Annotated in this window: 17 protein-coding genes; 7 read left to right on the plus strand and 10 right to left on the minus strand. The window is 69.5% G+C overall.

Features of this window, described 5'->3' with window-relative positions:
- Positions 1-4 precede the first annotated feature (4 nt).
- The gene (locus MYSTI_RS08270) at positions 5-205 is read right to left on the minus strand and encodes a hypothetical protein (protein WP_233278208.1); all 201 of its coding nucleotides are present in this window, start codon (positions 203-205) and stop codon (positions 5-7) included.
- A 424-nt stretch (positions 206-629) separates the two neighbouring features.
- Here MYSTI_RS08270 and MYSTI_RS08275 point away from each other — a divergent pair, with 424 nt between their 5' ends.
- The 3 genes from MYSTI_RS08275 (at position 630) to MYSTI_RS08285 (ending at position 4,612) form a co-directional block, all read left to right on the plus strand.
- Positions 630-1,319 (plus strand): DNA-3-methyladenine glycosylase family protein, encoded by a 690-nt coding sequence (locus MYSTI_RS08275; RefSeq protein ID WP_015347270.1) that lies wholly within the window; start codon positions 630-632, stop codon positions 1,317-1,319.
- 91 nt (positions 1,320-1,410) lie between these two features.
- A complete protein-coding gene (locus MYSTI_RS44485) occupies positions 1,411-2,352 on the plus strand; it encodes an alcohol dehydrogenase catalytic domain-containing protein (RefSeq protein WP_015347271.1) in 942 nt (313 codons plus the stop codon).
- Between the two features lie 340 nt (positions 2,353-2,692).
- Positions 2,693-4,612 carry a hypothetical protein gene (locus tag MYSTI_RS08285; protein ID WP_044279325.1) on the plus strand — a complete coding sequence of 640 codons (1,920 nt, stop codon included), beginning with the start codon at positions 2,693-2,695 and terminating at the stop codon, positions 4,610-4,612.
- Between the two features lie 7 nt (positions 4,613-4,619).
- Here MYSTI_RS08285 and MYSTI_RS08290 read toward each other — a convergent pair whose 3' ends face one another.
- The 7 genes from MYSTI_RS08290 to MYSTI_RS08320 all read right to left on the minus strand — a co-directional run bounded on the left by MYSTI_RS08290 (position 4,620) and on the right by MYSTI_RS08320 (position 10,833).
- The gene (locus MYSTI_RS08290) at positions 4,620-5,402 is read right to left on the minus strand and encodes a hypothetical protein (RefSeq protein WP_015347273.1); all 783 of its coding nucleotides are present in this window, start codon (positions 5,400-5,402) and stop codon (positions 4,620-4,622) included.
- 112 nt (positions 5,403-5,514) lie between these two features.
- Entirely contained in the window at positions 5,515-6,786 is a 1,272-nt protein-coding gene (locus MYSTI_RS08295) for an MFS transporter (protein ID WP_015347274.1), read from the minus strand.
- Between the two features lie 49 nt (positions 6,787-6,835).
- Entirely contained in the window at positions 6,836-8,104 is a 1,269-nt protein-coding gene (locus MYSTI_RS08300; protein ID WP_015347275.1) for a pyridoxal phosphate-dependent aminotransferase, read from the minus strand.
- 43 nt (positions 8,105-8,147) lie between these two features.
- Positions 8,148-8,960 (minus strand): hypothetical protein, encoded by an 813-nt coding sequence (locus MYSTI_RS08305; protein WP_015347276.1) that lies wholly within the window; start codon positions 8,958-8,960, stop codon positions 8,148-8,150.
- Between the two features lie 185 nt (positions 8,961-9,145).
- Positions 9,146-9,622, minus strand: a complete 477-nt coding sequence (gene dps / locus MYSTI_RS08310; protein ID WP_015347277.1) for a DNA starvation/stationary phase protection protein Dps — start codon at positions 9,620-9,622, stop codon at positions 9,146-9,148.
- Between the two features lie 125 nt (positions 9,623-9,747).
- A complete protein-coding gene (locus MYSTI_RS08315; protein WP_015347278.1) occupies positions 9,748-10,272 on the minus strand; it encodes a carboxymuconolactone decarboxylase family protein in 525 nt (174 codons plus the stop codon).
- Between the two features lie 6 nt (positions 10,273-10,278).
- Complete coding sequence (locus MYSTI_RS08320) at positions 10,279-10,833, minus strand: peroxiredoxin (protein ID WP_015347279.1); 555 nt, start codon at positions 10,831-10,833, stop codon at positions 10,279-10,281.
- Positions 10,834-11,049: 216 nt separating this feature from the next.
- Between MYSTI_RS08320 and MYSTI_RS08325 the strand changes: the two genes are divergently transcribed.
- Complete coding sequence (locus MYSTI_RS08325) at positions 11,050-12,660, plus strand: sigma 54-interacting transcriptional regulator (protein ID WP_015347280.1); 1,611 nt, start codon at positions 11,050-11,052, stop codon at positions 12,658-12,660.
- A 51-nt stretch (positions 12,661-12,711) separates the two neighbouring features.
- Here MYSTI_RS08325 and MYSTI_RS08330 read toward each other — a convergent pair whose 3' ends face one another.
- Positions 12,712-14,061 (minus strand): hypothetical protein, encoded by a 1,350-nt coding sequence (locus MYSTI_RS08330; protein ID WP_015347281.1) that lies wholly within the window; start codon positions 14,059-14,061, stop codon positions 12,712-12,714.
- Between the two features lie 120 nt (positions 14,062-14,181).
- On the opposite strand from MYSTI_RS08330, the gene MYSTI_RS08335 reads away from it, so the two are divergent.
- From MYSTI_RS08335 to MYSTI_RS08345, 3 genes are all read left to right on the plus strand, one after another.
- On the plus strand, positions 14,182-15,648 hold the full coding sequence (locus MYSTI_RS08335; RefSeq protein WP_015347282.1) for an ABC transporter permease subunit: 1,467 nt from the start codon (positions 14,182-14,184) through the stop codon (positions 15,646-15,648).
- An 8-nt stretch (positions 15,649-15,656) separates the two neighbouring features.
- Positions 15,657-16,391, plus strand: coding sequence for an amino acid ABC transporter ATP-binding protein (locus tag MYSTI_RS08340; RefSeq protein ID WP_015347283.1), 735 nt, complete (start codon positions 15,657-15,659; stop codon positions 16,389-16,391).
- Positions 16,392-16,555: 164 nt separating this feature from the next.
- A complete protein-coding gene (locus MYSTI_RS08345) occupies positions 16,556-17,812 on the plus strand; it encodes a sensor histidine kinase (protein WP_015347284.1) in 1,257 nt (418 codons plus the stop codon).
- Here the strand turns inward: MYSTI_RS08345 and MYSTI_RS08350 are convergent.
- Positions 17,791-18,270: a GNAT family N-acetyltransferase gene (locus tag MYSTI_RS08350; protein WP_015347285.1), complete on the minus strand. Its 480-nt coding sequence runs from the start codon at positions 18,268-18,270 to the stop codon at positions 17,791-17,793. The genes MYSTI_RS08345 and MYSTI_RS08350 overlap by 22 nt on opposite strands.
- Between the last annotated feature and the right edge of the window lie 16 nt (positions 18,271-18,286).

Below are 18,286 nucleotides of genomic sequence, written 5' to 3' on the forward strand. Positions count from 1 at the left end.
TGCGTCAGGCTCCGGGAGAGGGACGGGGTGTGTCACCAGGGTGCGGGGAGTCGTTCGTCCAGACCTCCAGGAAGGTCACCACGACGCGAGCGGCGGTGTCCTCGGAAGAATCCTGGAGGGACGCGGCGTGGACGGTGTCGTCCCAACGAAGCCCGCGGTCCAGGACCCGGTCCATGACATCGACGAGACTGGTGCTTCCAGCCATTCTCTCCACGGGCATGCTTCGTGGCTCCCTGGGCTCGCGTCAGGGTTCGGGGGGCCGACCCATGTCTCTATCTAGCGCGGGCCTTCGAGTCGCCCCAGGCTCGCTTCCGACGCCGCGCGACTTGCCAACACCCGGCGCCTCGCTCTGTCCGCTCGTATACATCACGAGTGGTCGCCAAGCCGGGCTACCGGGCGGGCACGGGGCTCCTCGTTGCCGGGCTATCGGTTCCAGGACGCATCCCCAGGGCTGGGGGGCGCGGATGGCGCGTGAGCGCACCTTCGATGCCGTTTCTCCGGTCCGCACACACCGGGGCTGACCTGTGCTTGGGAATGCCGCGAGGCGGTCCAGGGGCGGTGGGGCGGCCCGACGTGGAGGGGTGGAGTGACACAAGAAACGGGTTGCACCGCGTGGATGGAGCGTCAGCATGCGGCCCTCCATGCTCCGCCCCGCGCCCGTTGCCACTCCGAGCCTTCTTCCCGAAGCCTTCACCCCCGAGGTCCGCCGCACGCTGGCTCGCGTGGACCCGAAGCTGGGCGCGCTGATGAAGCGCGTGGGCGGCTTCCGCCTCGAGCTGGGCCCGCTGCACAGCCCCTTCGCCGCGCTGGCGGAGTCCATCGTCTACCAGCAGCTGCACGGCAAGGCCGCCGCCGCCATCTTCGGGCGGGTCTGCGAGCGGGTGGGCAAGGGGCGGCGCTTCACGCCGCAGGCCCTGCTGGCGACCGCCGACACGGAGTTGCGCGAAGCGGGCCTGTCCGCCAACAAGCTGGCCGCGCTCCAGGACCTGGCGCGCAAGTCGCTGGACGGCACGGTGCCTCCGTTGGCGCGTGTGCGGAAGATGGAGGACGCGGAGCTCATCGAGCACTGCACCCAGGTGCGTGGCATCGGCCAGTGGACCGTGGAGATGCTGCTCATCTTCCGGTTGGGTCGGCCGGACGTGCTGCCGGTGGATGACTTCGGCGTGCGCAAGGGCTTCATGCTCACCTACGGGCTTCCCGAGATGCCGCGCCCCAAGACGGTGCTGGAGTTCGGGGAGCGCTGGCGTCCCTGGCGCTCGGTGGCGAGCTGGTACATGTGGCGCGCGACGGAGCTCCCGGTCGAACCCGCTGCCGACTGAAGGCGGGAGGACGAGCAGGCGCTCGTGAAGGGTGCGCCTTGCCGCGTGGCTCGGGCGTCGTCACCCGTAACACAACGGGAACGAGGCCCTCATGCGCGCATTGACGTACCAGGGACCCTTCAGGGTCCGAGTGGAGGACAAGCCAGACCCGAAGCTGGAGCACCCTCAGGACGTCATCCTCCGGGTGACTCGCACCGCCATCTGCGGCTCGGACCTGCACTTGATGCACGGCCTGGTGCCGGACACGCGGGTGGGCCACACGTTCGGTCACGAGTTCACCGGCGTCGTGGAGGAGCGGGGCTCGGAGGTCACCCAGTTGCAGAAGGGCGACCGGGTGGTGGTGCCGTTCAACATCTCCTGTGGCATCTGCTTCTATTGCGAGCGCGGGCTCACGGCGCTGTGTGAGAACAGCAACCCGTCGAGCGACGTGGCCTGCGGCGTGTATGGCTATTCGCACACGACGGGCGGCTACGACGGCGGACAGGCGGAGTACGTGCGTGTGCCGTTCGCGGACGTGGGGCCGCTGAAGATTCCGGACGACATGGAGGACGAGGAGGTGTTGTTCCTCGGGGACATCCTGCCGACGGGCTACATGGGCGCGGAGATGGGGGAGATCAAAGGGGGCGAGACGGTGGTGTTCATGCCGAATCGAACCATTCCCGGCGCCGCCGCGGACCTGGAGTTCTCCAGTCGCCCCGGTGTCCCCATGGAGACGGCTCCGCAGCCGCTCGCGGGGGCGCGGGCGCCGATTCGCTGGCAGCTCTCGGGGGTGCGGGTGTTCAAGCATGCGGGGCGCGCGCGGCTGCCTCCGGTGTACGGCACCGCACAGCCGCCCCGAAGGCTCAGTGGTCTGCTGCGGAGGGCTGCGTACGGGATACCTGACCACCGGGCCCGACACTGGATGTTGCTGCTCGTGGCCGACCGTGTGGATGTCTGGGAGCACCGGCTGGCCCGGGGGCTTCCCTGGGTGCTGCCTGCGATGGGGGTGCTCGTGGTGTCGCGGGGGGTGTGGAGGAAGTGGGCTCGGGCCTGAGGGGCGCGGGAGGCTCGGGGTGGAGTGGACCCGGGTGTCGCCCCGCTGAGCACAGGTGAGGGGGTCGAGTCGAGGCGACTTCTGGGCGCGTTCTCTGTGAGGATCCGTCCATATGCCTCCCGCGAAGCCACCCTCGAGACGCTCCGCCGCGAAATCCGCTCCTCCGACACGGGCACCGTCGGGAGGGGGGAAGTCCGCTGCGGCCGCGAAAGGTTCGGACTCCGTCAGGGAGCCCGCACGGAAACAGGAGTCCGCGCCGGCACCGAAGCAGGCCGCGAGCGGGACGGCTCCGAAGGGGCAGGCGAAGCAGGCCGCGGGCACGGCGGCGTTGAAGGAACAGGTGAAGCAGGCCACGAGTACGGCAGCTCCGAAGGGTCAGGCGAAGCAGGCCGCGAGCGGGACGGCTCCGAAGGGTCAGGCGAAGCAGGCCGCGAGCGGGACGGCTCCGAAGGGGCAGGCGAAGCAGGCCGCGAGCGTGGCGGCTCCGAAGGGGCCTCCGAATTCGGCCGTGGGCTCGACGGTGCAGGAGGGACAAGCGAAGCCGCCTGTGAACGCCGTGAGTGTGTCCGCCACGAAGCGTGCGGCGAAACGCGCGGTGGAGTCGCAGTCCTCTCGGAGCACTCCGCGCGTGCCCATCCAGGCTCCGGACGAGCGCACTCCACCGTCCCCGGTGCACGCTGACTCCGAGTCCGATGCTGAACCGCGAGAGCCGCCCTCGGCACGCGAGGCGCGGAAGCCCGCGCCTCCCTCGCTGGCCACGGCGCATGAGGACTCCGCCAATGACTCACAGGAGGTCCCCGCGGCGCCTCAAGCGCGGAAGCACACGCGGCCTCCACTGTCCGCGGGTGCTCTCGACGCGGACGTCCTCCCTGTCTCCGCGCTCGAGCCCGTGCGAGGCACCTTCATGGGCGCCCCGCTGCTCCTCCACACGAACCCCGAGACGATTCGCACCTCGGGCGTCATCGGGTCGACGATGGGGCGCGTGGTTCCTGGGAAGAGCGAGGGCGGCTACACCTTCTCCGGCCAGGCCCGCCTGTTCCTTCGCGCCGTCAATCGCGTCGGTGAGTCCTTCACCGAGGACGCCCACGGGCGCCGCGTCCAGGACTCGCTCCCCGAGGGCCCCCAGCGCTGCTCCCTCGTCGTCCGGAACACGTCGGGCCGTCCCATCCATCTCGAAATCCAGGGCGGCCTCTTCTCCAAGTACCTCACGCCGCAGTTCCCCCGCGACGCCCGCGGCGAGCCCTTCACTCCGCACCAGCAGGAGCCGCTCGACGAGGACTTCACGGGACTCGTGTCCTCGGAGCACGGAAAGGTGCCGGACCCGCGGGGCCTCTTCTTCCGAGGCCCCTCCGCGGTGCTCGCAGCGGGCCTGATGGACTCCCACCTGGACTCCCGCCCCGCACAGGAGCGCGAGGCCCACCCGCTGCTCCGTGACGACCTCGACCTGTCCCAGCTGGAGTCCGTGCGTCTGGGCACACGCGGAAGCTTCGAGGGCCGTCTCACCGTGAAGCCCGGCGCGACAGCACTCGTCCTGGAGGCACGTCAGGAGAAGGGCGGCACGCTCTGTGCCCTCGTGAACTTCACGGCCGTGGACGCGAAGGGACAGGTCGACCCCGGCGCACGCTTCCGCCTCGCGACAGTGTCCAGCCCGCGCTCCCTCTCCGCTGATGAGCTCGCCGCCATCGCGAAGGGAGAGCACCCGCTGGCCACCAGCGGAGACAGCGAATCACTCCTCACCATCGCCGCCTTTCCTCCCCTGCAAGGTGTGCTCGAGGCAGGGAGCACCTTTGTCGGTGGCCGCACCCTGCGCCTGTCTCGCGGCGACGTCGATGGCGACCTCGTCATGTCGTCCCTGTCGCCCGGACACGCGGGCCCCGCGGCCGACGTGGGAGTCCTGACGCCCACGTCGCGAAGCGAAGCCACGAAGACGCCCCGGACCTGCGACGGAGGCCGGGGCGTCTCGTACGAGCTGGCCTATACCCTGGAGAACCCGGCCCCCGAGCCGTGCGAGGTGGAGCTCCTGCTCACCTCGCCTCGGCTCCATCCGCAGGAGCAGTTCTTCCCTCAGGCCGGTGTCCTGAACCTCGCGATGAGGGTGGACGGCGAGCGCGTGGATGTCCGCGTCAACCAACGCGGAGAGGGCCGCGTGCTGGCGGTCCTCGAGCTACCGCCCGAGGGCCGCCGTCAGGTGCGCCTCGAGTGGACTCACGTGGGAGGCACGTTTCCTCCCGCGGGCCTCGAGTGGCGCGTGCGACGCTGAGCCGCGCTCACTCCGACCAGGTGCGCACGTTCACCATGCGCACGAAGCGCCGGTTCACGCTCACCGCCGCGATGGTGTAGCCCGCGGTGCTGCCCGGACCCCCGGAGCCGCAGTACTCGCGGCAGTACCAATCCGAGACGTAGATGAGCTTGCTGTTGAGGGACACCTGGGAGATGAGCGCCATCGCGCCGTCGACCTCGTCGGGGCTGGCGGTGCCGTTCTCCATGCTCGCGGAGAGCCGCGCGATGACCTCACGGGGCGTGATGGGGAAGAACTCCCGGCCGGACTGCTCACCGAACACGGCGCGCGCCTTGTACGTCAGCGTGAACTGGTTGGCCACGCCGCTCTGCCCAACGGGGATTTCGCCCTCGACGATGGTGGAGGCGTTCGCCAGGGCCCCGGAGGCGCCATACAGCGCCGCGGGCGTCTGCGACACCGCGGCGAGCCACAGCGGGGCGTACGTCGTCGCCCCGTCGTTCAGCTCGTGGAAATCATACAGGTAGTACTTGGCGAAGGTGGTGAGGCCCACGTTGAACGACGCGTTGTTGATGCGGTCTCCCAGGTAGGCTCGCTCGGTGGCGTCCACGTGGCCGTCGTCGAACAGGAAGCCGTCGACGGCGTCGCTCAACTCCGAGCGGAGGATGGCGGTGCCTCCCGGACTCGTCGTCGCTCGGGCCGCGGTGATCGCGGCGTTGAAGGCGGGGATGGTGGTGCTGCTGCCTGCGAACGCCACGGGCGCGGACAGCAACACGACACCGCCCAGCAGTGACTTCATGACTGAGAATGACATGTGGAATCCCTCTCACGGGAAGTTCTCCCCGTGAAGTTGGAGGAGGACGACGGGGAAACAAATAGCAGCCGTGGCTGACATTTCTCCGCTGTCCCACGAGCGGCCGCGGCGCTCATTCCGTGAGAACGACAGTCACCTTTCGCGCGTGTTGTTGTCGCAACGGAATCAACAACACGAGGAAGGCCACGGACAGCGCGGCGCCCAGCAGGAACACCGGCGCGTAGCCCCACCCGAGCCCATGTGTCGAATCCGCGAGCCACCCCGCGAGCGGGCCCGCGGGCGCCTTGCCCCAGACCTCGATGCTGGCCAACAGCGTGTAGTGCGTCGCGCCGATACTCCGGTCCACGCGAGACATCATGAACGCGAACATCACCGTCGTGAGCGCGCCACCCACCAGCTCCTCCGCGAGCGTCACGCCGATGACTCCCGCGTCGCTCACGCCGTGGCTCGCCAGCCACCACCGTCCCATCAGCGGCAACACGCGCAGCGCCGCGGTGAGCCCCAGCGCTCCCAGCATGGGCATGCGCATGGCCAGCACGCCTCCCGCGATGGAGCCGGCGATGGACGCCACGTTGCCCCACGTCCCCACCCACTGGCCGATTCTCCACGCGGGGATGCCCGCGTCGACGAGGAAGGGCTTGTAGAGGACGTCCGCCATCGTCTCGCCCAGCTTGTACGTGCCGATGAAGAGCAGCAGCCAGCCGACACCCGGGCCCGTCACCAACATCCGGATGCGCTCCCACCACTGCGCCCAGCTCAAGCGCTCCGCGGCCTTCTCGACAGCGGACGCGGAGGAGGGCTCACGCGGTGGCACCTCTCGCGACAGGAGCGTGACGACGAGGGCGACGGCGCACAGCGCGGCCATGGAGAGGAACAGACCCGACCAGCCCAGGTACTTGCTGGCCCAGACCAGCAGGCCCCCTCCGGTGAGCATGCCCAGCTTGTAGCCCACGACCTGCACGGAGTTGCCCAGCCCCAGCTCCTCCGGGCGCAGCATGTCCACCGCGAGCCCATCCACCGCGATGTCCTGCGTCGCCGCGAAGAGGTTCATCACCAGGATGAGCCCCAGCAGCAGCCGCAGCGAGCCGCCCTCCGACGCGAGCAGCCCCGCCGCGACACACGTGAGCGTCAGGCCCGCCTGCATCGGGAGGATCCACGAGCGCCGGCGTCCCAGCCGCGAGGAGTGGTAGCGGTCCACCAGCGGCGCCCACAGGGCCTTGAGTCCCCACGGCAGCGCGAGGACCCCGACGAAGCCCAGCGTGGTGAGCGACACCCCTCGCTCGCGCAGATAGACGGGGAGCGCGGTGGCCTGGAAGCCGAACGGCATCCCCTGCACGAAGTAGAGGACGCCGAGCAGCGCGAGCCGGGAGGAGGGCAGTCTCATGTGCGCCCCAGCATAGGGCTTCTGGCCGGGGCGCAGCGGACGGCCCGCGTCAGACGCGGCTGTGCTGGAGCACCATGGCCTCCAGCCGGCCGAGGGCCTTCTCCAGCACCTCCATGGACGGGCCGAAGGACAGGCGCACGTAGCTGCGGAAGCGCGAGGGACGGGCGCGGCGCTTGCCCGGATTCACGTCGAAGAACTCGCCGGGCACGGTGATGATCTTGTGCTCCAGCGCCGCGCGGAAGAAGCCCATGCCGTCGTTGAGCGGCGCGGGCAGGCCGGACACGTTGCCCCAGACGTAGAACGTCCCGTCCGGCGCCCGGTCCGTGCGGATGCCCAGCCGCTCCAGCCGCGAGTGGAAGCGGTCTCGCTTCTCGCGGAACGCGGAGTGGATGGCCAAGGTCTCCGCCACCACCGGCTCCTCCTGGAGCATCGGAATGGCCGCGCGCTGCAAGGGCCGGCTGCCACCGCCGTCCAGGAAGCTGCCCGCGCTGGAGACGGCCTCAATCACCTGCTTGGGGCCCACCGTCCACGTCATGCGCCAACCCGGGTAGCGCCAGTTCTTGGTGAAGCCGTCGAACATGACGATGGGGTCGCGGTTCACGTCCTCGACGTAGCGCGCGGCGCTCTCCACGGGCAGGTGCCCGGGGCGGCCCGTCCAGATGTAGTGCGAGTAGAACTCGTCGATGAGCAGCACGCACTCCTGCTCGCGCGCGACGCCCACCCAGCGCGCCATCTCCTCTCCGTGCACCAGCTTGCCGGTGGGGTTGCACGGGTTGGAGAAGAGCAGCGCGGAGAGGCCGCGGCCCTGCACCTCGCGGCGCAGGTCCTCGTGGGTGAAGGCGTAGCCGCGCTCACCCTCCAGGAGGATGGGGATGGCGGTGAACGCCTTGAAGACGTCCAGCAGCTCCTCGTAGGCCGTGTAGTCCGGCAGGAAGTGGCCCAGGTTGATGCTGCCCAGGCTCGCCGCCGCGCGCGTGAGGGCCGCGCGTCCTCCGCCCGACAGACACACGTTCTCCGCGCTGTACTGGCTGGGCATGCCCCGGCGGTAGAGGCGGTTGTAGAGGCTGGCGATGGCCTCGCGCACATCCCAGAGGCCGGCGACGGGGGCGTACTCCATGTCCGCCACGTCGATGTTCACCGTGTCCAGCCGGGGTGGGGCGCCCGGCAGGTCTCCCGTCTCCGGCTGCCCCTGGCCCAGGTTGCACCAGTCGGGGTCGCTGGAACGGTAGCCTCGGCGCGTGGCCTCGGCGGTGACGAAGATGACGCCCGTGCGCGGCACGGAGCGGAAGGCGGGAATCGTCGTGACGTCGTCGCTCACGGGGCCGCACCCTAGCGGAAAGCCAGGGCGCGTGTACTCCGCGCTAACGGACGATGGGCACCGTCACGGATTTGTGGTCATCCACCGTCAGCTTCACCTTGCCCAGCCGCCACAGGCCCGGCTGGAAGCTCGCCTCCACGAAGTGTCCGTCCACCGTCTGCAACGTGAGCGTGCCTTCCTTGGGCAGGAACTCTCCCACCTCGTACTGGAGGGTGGTGAAGGCGAGCCGGTCCACCCGCCCATCCGGGATGACCAGCGCGCCCTGTCCGTCGAGAATCAGCGTGGTGCCCCCCAGCAGCGGGAGCCCCGGACGCTTCGTCACCCGGACGTCCAGCTGAATCCCGTGGTCCGGCTGTCCCGGCACCGCGGTGTACACCTGCGCCCAGGCGCTCGTCTGGTCCCCGCAGGTGCCATAGCCCGCCGCCACGTTCAGCGGCTGCCCGTCGACCTCCAGCTCGTGCAGGCTGGCCTCGACCTCCATCCGGTCCTCGCCGCCGCGATACTGGATGACGGCGCGGCCGGTGAACTTCAGTCCGTGGATTTCGCAGCCGCTCTCGGCGAAGGTGAACAGCACCGCGTCCGTCACCGCGTCCATGGACTTGATGCTCGTGGTGACACACGACACCCGCGTGCGCACGTCCACCATCGCGACATCCAGGAACGTGCGGCGCGGCTCGCCGCACGTGTACACGGGCATCACTCCCAACATCTCCAGCGCGCCTCGTGCCAGATGTCCCGCCGCCACCGCGCGCTCCACGCGCGCCTTGGAGGTCTCGACGAGTTCATCGGGAGGAACGTCACCCTCGCCACACGCGGCGACGAGGAGGACCAGGGAGAGAGCGAGGACGGGGCGCATCGAGGGGCTCCTTCGAGAGCAGGCCCCACCGCGCCTGCACGATGGGGACGAGCGCCAGTACAGCAACCTCCGTGCCCTACTCAACCTCGCGAAAACAAAGGCGCCCGGCTGCTCCGGACGCCTGCTCGGGACGTGCAACGCCGTGCACACTCACGGCGCGCCTGTCCCGGGTGCCGCCTGACGCGTCAGCCTTCCAGTGACGCGCGCAGGAACCACGCGTGCTTCTCGAACTCCACGATGATGCCGGTGGCCAGGTCCTCGGAGTCCGCGTCATCCACCTCGACGAAGAGCTTGCGGCTCTCGCGCAGGCCGTCCAGGTACACCTCGATGCGCTCGGCCAGGAGCTTCACGTGCTCCAGGTCACGCGTCGTCTCCTGCGGATACTCCGGCAGGCGGCTCGCCTTGCCCACGTGACGGGTGGTGCCATACGCCTTGGCGCCCAACGTCACCGCGCGCTCGGCGATGGAGTCGTTGTGGTTGGCCAGGCTCACCGCGAAGGTCTCGAACAGGGGGTGCAGCGACGCGAACTGCGGGCCCTTGATGTTCCAGTGGGCCACCTTGATTTGCGAGTGCAGGTCGAGGCCGTCCGCGAGCCGCGCGTTGAGCGAGTCGGCGATGGTGGCGCGGGTCTTCTCGGGGAGGGGGCTGGGGCTCTTGTACATGGTGTGTTCCTTTCGTTCTTATTTCCGTGACGCCTCTTCAGATGCGCGGCGCCGGAAAACGGAGCGCCCTCCGGCGTTTCCACCGGAGGGCGCGGGTGAAGCACAGCTGACTCGCGACGGGAGGCTTACGACTCCAGGCCCACCGCGGCGGCGTGGATGACCGACGCGATGCGGACGGCGTCGTGCACCTGGTCCTCGGAGAGGCCGCCCTCGAGGACGACCTTCTCGTGGGACTGCATGCACATCTCGCAGCCGTTGATGGCGCTCACCGCGAGGCAGACCAGCTCGAAGTCCACCTTGGTGGTCAGCACCTGCGCGAGCCTGTTCATCCGCAGTCCGGCGCGCTTGGTCGAGTACGACTCTTTCCCGATCATGTGCCGGAAGCGGTAGTAGACGTTGTTCATCGCCATCAGCGAGGCGGCGGCGCGCGCATCCTCGATGACGGGCTCGGGGTTCGCGAGTGCCTTCCGCGCCTCGTTGAGCATCGCTTCCTTCAGCCGCTCGTTGCGAACGGCGTACGCGGAAGCGACGGCCACACACCAGCGCTGCTCCGGCGTGAGGCTTCCACCCTCCAGAACGGCCTGGAGGTTGAGGCGGGTGTCCTTGTGGGCGTCCGCGAGCTCAGAGCGGACGACTTCGAGCGAGGCCATGGTGGATTACCCCGCCTTCGCCAGCTTCTGGGTCAGGGTCTCCTCGCCCTTGCTCCAGTTGCAGGGGCACAGCTCGTCCGTCTGGAGCGCGTCCAGCGTGCGGACGGTCTCGGAGACGTTGCGGCCGACGGAGAGGTCGTTCACGGACACGTGGCGGATGATGCCGTCCGGGTCGATGATGAAGGTCGCGCGCAGCGCCACGCCCTCCTGCTTGTGGAGGATGCCCAGCGCGCTGCACAGCTCGTGCTTCACGTCCGCCAGCATGGGGAAGGGCAGGTTCTTCAGGTCCGGGTGGTGCGTGCGCCACGCGTGGTGCACGAACTCGCTGTCGGTGCTCAGGCCCAGCACCTGCGCGTCACGGTCGTTGAACTCCTTGTTCTTCTTGCCGAATTCCGCGATCTCCGTCGGGCAGATGAACGTGAAGTCCTTCGGCCAGGCAAACAGGACGATCCACTTGCCCTTGTAGGACTCGTTCGTGATGTCCTGGAACTCCTTGCCCTTCTCCAGGCTCACGGTGGACTTGACCTTGAAGTTCGGAAGCTTGTCGCCAACGGTCAACATGTCGTTACTGCTCCTTGGGTTGAGGGGCCGGGGGGGCCCCTGGGAAGGTGTTCGATGCCACTGCCTACAGCAGACCTCGTGCCAGCCATTCCACTTCAATGATTTCAGGGGCTTGACTTTCAACCCCCGCTGGCCGTTGCCGCCTGGACGGTGAATAACGAAATCTCGGTGATGGCCGCCACTGCAATTTCGGTGGAACGCTATTATTCATGCGGCATGTCGGATGAACTGTCTGGCCTTACCGAGGGCGCGAAGGATGCTCGGGACCTGGTCGAGCTGGCAACCACCGAGGATTCGGTGGAGGAGCTGCTTCGTCGAGGACTGGACTGGTTGACGCGCGTGGTGCGCTTCGACCTGGCGACGCTGTTCCTCTTGAGGGACGGCAAGCTGGTGTCGGTGGCGGCGCGTGGGCCGCTCGCGAACGCGAAGGTGCGTCACCACGCGCTGGCGCTCTCGGAGTTCCCTTCCTTGAAGCAGGCGCTGGAGACGCGGCGCGCACGGGCCTTCACGGAGGAGGACCACTCGCACGGCGACGGAGACCCGTTCGATGGCGTGCTGGACCTGCCGGCGGGGCACGCGTGCATGGTGGTGCCGCTGTGCGCGGGCGAGCGCACGTACGGCGTGCTGACGTTGGACCGGGCGGAGTGCGAGACGTATCCGCAGCCCGTCGTGGACCTGGTGGAGGTGTACGGGCAGATGCTCGCGACGGCCCTCCAGGCGGCCGAGCAGCGCGCCGCCTTCGAGCAGCTCCACCGCCAGGACCACGAGCACGCGAAGCTGCTGGAGGCGCAGCTCGGCGGAGACTCGGAGGGCATCCTCGAGACGTCGCTGAGTCCGGTGATGAGGGATCTGGCGCGGCGCGCGCGGCAGGTGGCGGAGACGGACACGCCGGTGTTGATCACGGGCGAGACGGGCACGGGCAAGGAGCGCCTGGCGCGGGCCATCCACCGCTGGAGCTCGAGGGCGGACCAGCCCTTCGTCACGCTCAACTGCGCGGCGATTCCGGCGGGGCTCCTGGAGAGCGAGCTGTTCGGCCACGTGAAGGGCGCCTTCACCGGCGCGACGAAGGACCGCGCGGGCCGCTTCCAGATGGCCCACGGTGGCACGCTGCTGCTCGACGAGGTGGGCGAGCTGCCCGTCGAGCTTCAGGCCAAGCTCCTGCGCGCGCTGCAGGAGAAGGCGTTCGAGCCGGTGGGCAGCGACAAGACGGTGCGCTCGGACGTGCGCATCCTCGCGGCGACGCATGTCGACTTGCAGAAGGCCATCGCGGAGAAGCGCTTCCGCGAGGACCTCTACTACCGGCTGAGTGTCTTCCCGCTGCGGCTGCCGCCCTTGCGCGAGCGGCGCGAGGACCTGCCCCAGCTGTGTACGTTCCTCCTGGAGGAGCAGGCGAAGCGCACGGGCCGGCGCGGGATGCGCGTGTCACCCGCGGGGCTGGGCCGGCTGGCCGCGTACGAGTGGCCGGGCAACCTGCGCGAGCTGGCGAACGCGCTGGAGCGCGCCACCATCCTGACCCCGGGCACGGAGCTGGGAGCCACGGCCTTCGACGTGGGCACTTCGTCTGGAGGTGCCCCGGTCCCCGCGCAAGCCTCTTCCCCGGTAGAGGCCGCGGCGCCGGACGCGGCGATGAAGCCCGGCGCGGTGCTGACGCTGGCGGCGGTGCAGCGCGAGCACATCCTGCGGGTGCTCTCGCTCACGCGGGGCCGCGTCTACGGGCCGGGTGGGGCGGCGGCGCTGCTCGGCCTCAAGCCCTCCACGCTCCAGAGCCGGATGAAGAAGCTGGGCATCGCCCGGCTGGAGCAGTTCGTGGTGGACGAGGCGTCCTGAGACGCCAGCGCGCGCGCCCAGGACAGCGGGCGCGCGCGGTACCTCGAGACCTCAGCCCGCGCGCTGCTGCGTGGCCGGCAGCGGGTAGGTGGTGCCCGACTTGCCGAAGGGCTGGTCGAACAGGCGCGGGTCCGACTGGCGCGTGCGGAACAGGTCGATGATGTAGTCCATCCGCTGGTCCAGCTTGCTCCAGTCCTTGGCGGCGGTGCCCTTGAGGCTGTCGGGGCTGGAGTCCAGCTTGCCGAGCAGCGCGCGCAGCTCCGGGTTCTGGATGGCGCGCAGGTGCGGCGGGAAGAGCGTGGACTCCATGCCCGCGGGCGGGGGCAGGTCGTTGCCCAGCTTCAGCGCGCCGCCGGGCACCGCCAGCTTCATCATGTGCTCGGTGGCCAGGCGGCGGAACACGGTGGCCGTCGCGTCGACGACGGGGTTGAGCGCCGCGTCCACCAGGCCCGACTTCAGGGCCGCCTTGCCCGCGAGCTTCGCCGGGAAGGGCAGGCCGTTGATGCCCGACTCGATGCTCTGGCGGAGGATGTCGCGGAAGGTGTCCTTCACGGGCGCGTTGAGCGCCTTCTCGATGAAGGGCGTGAGCTGGGTCTGCTCGTGCAGGCCAATCTTGTCGTTGCCCAGGAGCATCAGCTCCGCCTTCGTGTTCGGGTCCTTCTCGAACATGGCCTTGGCGTAGTGGCCGAAGGCCTCCTTCAGCAGGGGCTTGTCCTGGCCGAAGCCGTCCAGGTACTTCTGCGTCTTGGCCGCGTCGTAGGCGGTGTCGCCCTGGAAGGTCTCGATGAAGCGGGCGAACTCCTGGCCCACCTCGTTGAAGACGAAGCGGTTGCCCTCCGCAATCGAGTTGCTGACGTTGTTGAGCGCGTCCTTGCCCGCCGCGGCGATGTCCGCCAGGGGCAGCGACGGCAGGCCCAGCTTGCGCAGCACGTCGTCCACCTTCTTCAGCGGGCCGGCCAGGTCCGCGGCGCCGTTGAGGGCGTCGGTGAGGAACTTGGGCATGTCCTCGTTGCGGATGCTCACGCCCGCCTGCTTGGAGGCCCACGTCGCGAACGTGGACCAGTTGGCGTTCTCCTTCCCCAGCATCTGACCCAGGGCGTTGGACAGGTCGGAGTAGCCCTGGGTGATGGCCAGGTTGCGGGCCACCGGGTCCTGCATGGCGGAGATGGCCTTCACGTCCGCGACGGTGGGGTAGGTGCCGGGGGCCACCCGGGTCCCCTGGGACGAGGCCAGGGGCGAGGAGAGCGCCACCGCGGGCTTCTTCGCGGCGCCCGTGTCGAAGCGGGAGGCGTCACGCGAGTCCCCCTTCGCCACCTGGGGCTTCACTTCATTGCGCGCCGGGGTGGCGGAAGTGTCAAGCGGACGAGGCTGGATGCGGGGACCGGAGGAAGTGGTCTTCATGGTGTAGAAGGAGTATCGGGCCAAGGCCCCCACAAGTTGCCCGGCTATCAAGGCTTGCTGGGCCAGGGCCGGAAACAGTTGATGCTTCAGGGAATGTTGGGCATGTGAGCAGTTCTTCCCATGTCTCGCCTCCGTCTCCTGTGTCGCCGGACCCCCCTGTTCGGGCTGGCCCTGCTGTTTCTTGCCTGGGGGCTGTGGGGGCTGCCGGGGTGTGGCCGGAGCGAGGCGCCCGCCTCCCGGGGGGATTGGAAGGGCCGGACCCTGCGAATCGGGACGGACGGCACCTACCCCCCCTTCGAGTCCGTGAAGGACGGGGAGCTGGTGGGCTTCGACATCGAGCTGGGCCGGCTCATCGCGGAGGAGCTGGGCGCGAAGGTGGAGTGGACGAACACGTCCTTCGACGGCGTGTTCCCGGCGCTGATGGCGGGGAAGTTCGACCTGGTGATGTCGGCGGTGACGATTACGCCCGAGCGCCAGCAGCGGCTGGGCTTCTCCTCGCCGTACTACACCGCCGGGCAGCTGGTGGTGACGCGCGAGGATGACCTGTCCGTCACGGGCATCGAGAGCCTCCGGGGGAAGGTGGCGGGCATCCAGATCAACACCACCGCCGCGCTGGTGCTCCAGAAGTTCCCGGACGTGGAGGTGCGGCAGTACCCGAGCATCGACCTGGCACTCCAGGACCTGCGCAACGGGAACCTGGCGGGTGTCGTGGGAGACGGGCCGACGCTGCGCTACTTCCTGACCCACGGCTTCAAGGGGCTGCGCCCCGCGGGCGGGCTGCTCACGGAGGAGCAGTACGGCATCGCGATGCGGCCGGACGACCCGGAGCTGCGCGACGCGGTGAACGCGGCGCTCCAGCGGCTGCGCGACAACGGGAAGTTCGCGGCGCTGGAGGAGCGCTACTTCGGCGAGTCCGCGCGCAAGGCGGAGGCCGCGGCGGAGGTGCCCTGGGGCAAGGTGGCCCGGCGGCTGGCGGTGGGGCTGGGGCTCACCCTGGGCCTGACGCTGCTGGCGCTGGTGTCGGGGCTGCCCTTGGGGCTGGCCGTGGCGCTGGGGCGGCGGGTGCGCTTCAAGCCGCTGTCCTGGCTGTGCGCGGCGTACGTGGAGGGGCTCCGCGGAACGCCGTTGCTGGTGCAAATCATCTTCATCTACTACGCGCTGCCGCAGCTGTTGGGCGTGGACCTGGCGCCGATGGTGGCGGCGGTGCTGGCGCTGACGCTCAACAGCGCCGCGTACGTGGCGGAGATCTTCCGGGCGGGCATCGCCTCGGTGGACCCGGGGCAGGAAGAGGCGGCGCGGGCGCTGGGCATGAGCCACGCGCAGGTGATGCGCTTCGTCATCCTCCCGCAGGCGCTGCGCAACGTGCTGCCGCCCCTGACGAACGAGGGCATCGCGCTGCTGAAGGACTCCTCGCTGGTGTCCATCATCGGCCTGGCGGAGCTGACGCGGGCGGGGCAGGAGCTGGCGAGCCAGTTGGCGGCGCCGCTGGCCATCTGGCCGCTCGTGGCGTTGTTCTATCTCATGGCCACACTGCCGCTGACGCGGCTGGCCGCGGCGCTGGAGAAGCGCCTCCACCGTCAATCGTGAGGATGGCCATGGCGCTCGTCGAGGTTCGCAATCTGCACAAGCGCTTCGGGTCGCTGGAGGTCCTCAAGGGCGTGGACCTCCAGGTGGAGCCCGGAGAGGTGGTCGTCTTCGTGGGCCCGTCGGGCTGTGGCAAGTCCACGCTCCTGCGGTGTCTGTGTGGACTGGAGGTGCCCTCCGAGGGCGAGGTCATCGTCGGAGGCACGCCCGTGCGCGACGAGCCCAAGGCGCTCCAGGCGCTGCACCGCCGCGTGGGCATGGTGTTCCAGCGCTTCCACCTGTTCCCCCACTTGAGCGCGCTGGACAACGTGACGCTGGCGCCGCGCAAGGTGCTGGGCATGTCGGAGGACGAGGCGCGCGCGCTGGGCAAGCGCATGCTGGCCCTGGTGCACCTGGACTCGCGCGCGGAGGCGTTCCCCTCGCAGCTCTCCGGCGGGCAGCAGCAGCGCGTGGCGATTGCCCGGGCGCTGGCGATGAAGCCGGAGCTGATGCTCTTCGACGAGCCCACCAGCGCGCTGGACCCGGAGCTCGTGGGCGAGGTGCTGGAGGTCATGCGCGAGCTGGCGCGCGAGGGCATGACCATGTGCGTGGTGACGCACGAGATGGGCTTCGCGGCGGACGTGGCTCACCGCGTCTTGTTCATGGACGCGGGCAAGGTGGTGGAGCAGGGCCAGCCGCAGCAGGTGTTGCGCGAGCCCCAGCACCCGCGCACCCGCGAGTTCCTGTCGCGCCTGCTCCAACGCTGAGCGGCGGGGCCGCCATTTTTCATTCCAGCGAGAACCCCCGGGTGGGTGTGGGGTGACGCGTGGTCTCGCGCGGAGCAAACCCCTATACCTACGGCCGGGAGGGTTGAGGGTGGCGTCCTTCTTACCGTGTGCGTTGACTGAAGCCTGCTCCAGGGAGGCCATCCTTGCGAACGTTTCAGGAGCGTCCGCCGCTCGAGGCACTGACGTTCGATGACACCCGCGTGCTGCTCGAGGTCGTGCGAGAGCTGGCGCACTTGCGGGAGCTCGAGGACATCATCGCGAGGGTGCGCCGCGCGGCGCGGCAGCTCAGCGGCGCGGATGGCGTCACCTTCGTCCTGAGAGAAGGGGACCTGGTCCACTACGCGGACGAGGACGCCATCGCGCCCCTGTGGAAGGGACGGCGGTTCCCCGTGGATGCGTGCATCTCCGGCTGGACCATCCTGAATGACGAGCCGGCCATCATCGAGGACGTCTTCGCGGATGAGCGCGTGTCGTGCGAGGCCTACCGCACCACCTTCGTGAAGTGTCTGGTCATGGTGCCGGTGCGGCGCGCGAATCCGGTGGGGGCCATTGGCGCGTATTGGGCGGAGCGGCGCGAGCTGGGGACGCGGGAGGTGTCGCTCCTCCAGGCGCTCGCGGACTCCGCCGCGGTGGCGGTGGAGAATGGCCGGCTGTACGAGGCGGAGCGCAAGGCCCGCCGCGCCGCGGAGTCGCAGATGCGGCTGCGAGGCGAGCTGCTCGCGATGGTGTCGCATGACTTGCGCAATCCGTTGGGCGTCATCTCGATGACGTCCTCGCTCCTGGCGCCCTTCGTGGCGCCGCAGCATGGACGGGCGCGCCAGCACCTGGACACGCTCAACCGCTCCGCGCTGCGCATGGAGCGGCTCATCCACGACCTGCTCGACTTCGCGGCCATCGAAGGCGGCGGCTTCCGCGTGCGGCGTGTCTCGCTGTCGCTCTCACGGCTGCTGGAGCAGGCGTCGGAGCTGGAGCCGCTGGCCCTGGAGCGAGGCATCGGCCTGGAGGTGCGGCTGCCCGAGCGGGATGTCGAGGTGTGGTGCGACCCGGACCGGATTCATCAGGTGTTCTCCAACCTGGTGGGCAACGCCGTCCGCTTCACGCCGCCGGGGGGACGCATCACCGTCAGGGCGGAGGTGCGCTCGGGCCAGGTCGAGCTGAGCGTGGAGGACACGGGCTCCGGCATCGCGCCGGAGGTGCTGCCCGTGGTGTTCGACCGCTTCCGCCGTCCCATGACGCCCACTCCCGGGAGCGGCGTGGGGCTGGGGCTCTCCATCACCCGAGGCATCGTGGAGGCCCACGGCGGCGAGGTGAGCGTGCGCAGCCTCCTGGGCCACGGGACGACGTTCACCTTCTCGCTGCCCCGGGAGGAAGAGGCGGTTCAGGGACAGGTGAGCTCGTAGCGCCCGTCCTCGACGCGGCGGAAGCCCAGGGCCTCCGCGAGGCGGATGGCGCTCTGGTTCTCGGGGCGGGTGAGGGCGAAGACCTCGCGCAGGCCCAGCGTGGCGATGCTCCACGTGAGCAGGTGTCGCGAGGCCTCGAGCGCGTAGCCGCGTCGCCAGTATTCCGGGTCGAGCTCGCAGCCATACTCCGCCACGGTGTCCTCCGCGGCCGCCTTGCGCACGCCGCAGGTGCCAATCACCCGGCCGCCGTCCAGGGTGATGGCGAGCTGGTACTTCGAGCGAGGTTGCTCCTCGGCCCAGCGGCACAGCATGTCCACGAAGGCGCGGGCCTCTTCTTCCGTCGGGGGTGGCCGCTCGTAGTGCTCGAGATAGGCGGGCTTCGACTGGTAGGCGAGGACGGTGGCGGTGTCCTCGCGTTGGAAGTCGCGGAGGATGAGCCGTTCGGTGCGCAGCCGCATGGGCTCAGCCCTCCTG

It is taken from the genome of Myxococcus stipitatus DSM 14675, from assembly GCF_000331735.1.
In the GTDB taxonomy this organism is placed as follows: Bacteria; Myxococcota; Myxococcia; order Myxococcales; family Myxococcaceae; genus Myxococcus; species Myxococcus stipitatus.